General features: G+C 57.3%; 2 protein-coding genes. Both read left to right on the top strand.

The features are described from left to right. On the top strand, positions 1 to 1888 hold a 1888-nt coding region (locus WBC85_RS10105), incomplete at its 5' end, for an AsmA-like C-terminal region-containing protein (protein ID WP_424436197.1). Positions 1889 to 1906: 18 nt separating this feature from the next. Next, on the top strand, positions 1907 to 2285 hold a 379-nt coding region (locus tag WBC85_RS10100; RefSeq protein WP_424436194.1), incomplete at its 3' end, for an S-adenosylmethionine:tRNA ribosyltransferase-isomerase.

Here is a 2285-nt window from a genome sequence, read left to right as displayed (position 1 = left end):
GAACATAATTGGCGGCGATGTGAGCAAGGCACGATTGGCCTTTCGTGCAGAGGCTGGACAGACGCCACAACTTGACCTCGATCTGAGCTATTCCAACGCAAGCCTGCGTTTCATGAAACAGATGCCGCCCGTACAGGGCGGGCGCGGTTACTTGCGGATTGAAGGCAACCGTTTTCTTGCGACAACCGAGGCGGGCTATGTGAATGCCGCCAAAGGCGGGCGCATCAATGTGGCGGGAACGTCTTTCGAAATACCTGACATGCGCGTCAGGGGGGCACGCGCAATCGTACGATTAGCGACCAAAAGCACAATCACGGGCGCGTTGTCGATGCTGGATCAAAAGCCGTTCGAGTTTCTGAGCAAAGCCGGACAAAGTGTGACATTGGCAGATGGTCAGGCCGAGGTCACCGGGCGCATTGATCTGCCGCTTAAACAGAAAATTCCGGCCCCCGAAATTAAATACAATATCGCAGGTAAGATCACGGGCGTTCGCAGCACAAGCCTGGTCGAAGGGCGCGTGCTGGTCGCAGATCAACTGGATCTGCGCGCAAATACAAGCGGGATTGATTTACAAGGATCAGGACGCATTGATGCGGTTCCCTTTAAGGGAGCATGGAGCATGCCGCTTGGCAAAGCGGGGGCAGGGAGCCAGTTAACAGGCCAGATCGAGCTTTCCGAACGCTTTGTCGACACCTTTAACATCGGTCTGCCGCCCGGTTCAGTATCAGGCAAAGGGCAGGGCGACATAACCCTTGATCTGAAACCCGATGCCGCCCCTAGCTTTGCGCTGACATCGAATTTGACAGGTGTGGCACTGCGCATCGACCCGCTGGGTTGGAGCAAGGGGGCAAACACGCGCGGTGCGCTGTCGGTGCGCGGCTCGCTTGGTGGCAAGACCTCAGGCCCGCCAAAGGTTGAACGCCTGTCGCTGGACGCGCCTGGCCTGAAAGCCAGTGGATCCGTTACGATAAATGCGAATGGAACGCTGGAACGCGCAAGTTTTGATCGCGTGCAGGCAGGGGACTGGCTGGATGCGCCGATCACACTTAGCGGGCGCGGCGCAAATGCCACTCCGGGCGTCAACATTGCAGGGGGCGTTTTGGATATGCGCCGCATTCCCGCGCAAAATTCAACAGGGTCGGGCGCGGCCGTTCCGCTATCGGTTAAACTGAACCGCTTGCAGGTGACTAAAGACATCGCATTGCGCGATTTTACGGGAACCTTTGTCTCTGATCGCGGGTTGAACGGGTCGTTCAACGGGCAATTGAACGGCGACATGCGCATCACAGGACAAACCATTCCAAAAGGCGGGCGCACGGCGGTTCAAATCAAATCCACCAACGCGGGCGCGACAATCAGCGCCGCCGGCCTTCTTGAAAACGCAAACGAGGGGGCAATGACCCTGACCCTTAGCCCGCGTGCGAGCGCGGGGCATTATGACGGAACTCTAGAAATCGCAAATCTACGTCTTCGCGATGCGCCGCCTGCGCTGGCCGTTCTCAGCGCGGCCAGCGGTATCGGGTTGCTTGAACAAATGGACGGACGCGGACTGATGTTTACCGAGGTTTCAAGCACATTTCGGATAACGCCAAAGACAGTCACCGTCACGAAGGCCAGCGCTGTCGGCCCGTCCTTGGGGCTGTCGGTTGATGGCTATTATGACGTCGCGAGCAAGACTATGGATATGCAAGGCGTGGTTTCGCCGTTTTTTGCGATCAACGGGATTGGTTCGATCTTGACGCGCAAGGGCGAAGGGCTCATTGGCTTCAGCTACACATTGGACGGCGCCGCGGCGTCGCCGCGCGTTCAAGTTAACCCGCTGTCCTTGTTCACCCCCGGGATGTTCCGCGAAATCTTCCGTCGTCCGCCGCCGCAACTAAGCCAGTAAGACAAAGCGCCTAAATATATGAAACTCAGTGATTTCGACTTCGATCTGCCGGAGGCATTGATCGCAACGCGCCCTGCCAAGCCGCGCAGCTCTGCACGGCTGCTATTGGCAGATGGCGCGGCGTTGCAGGACAGGCATGTCTATGACTTGCCCGATATTTTCCAGCCGGGCGATCTTTTGGTTCTGAATGATACCAAGGTCATTCCCGCGCGCCTTTTCGGACTGCGCAAACGCGAAAGCGAACATGGCTCTGGTGAAGCAAAGATCGAAGTGACATTGCTGGAACCTAGCGCGCAGCAAGGGGCCTGGCGCGCGCTTATCAAGCCATTGCGAAAGATCAAAGAGGGCGAACAGGTCACATTTTCGCCAGCTCTAAGCGCGACTTTGATGTCTAAAG

The sequence above is a fragment of the Planktotalea sp. genome (assembly GCF_049680325.1).
Taxonomy (GTDB): domain Bacteria; phylum Pseudomonadota; class Alphaproteobacteria; order Rhodobacterales; family Rhodobacteraceae; genus Planktotalea.
This window is presented reverse-complemented; position numbering and strand designations above follow the sequence as displayed.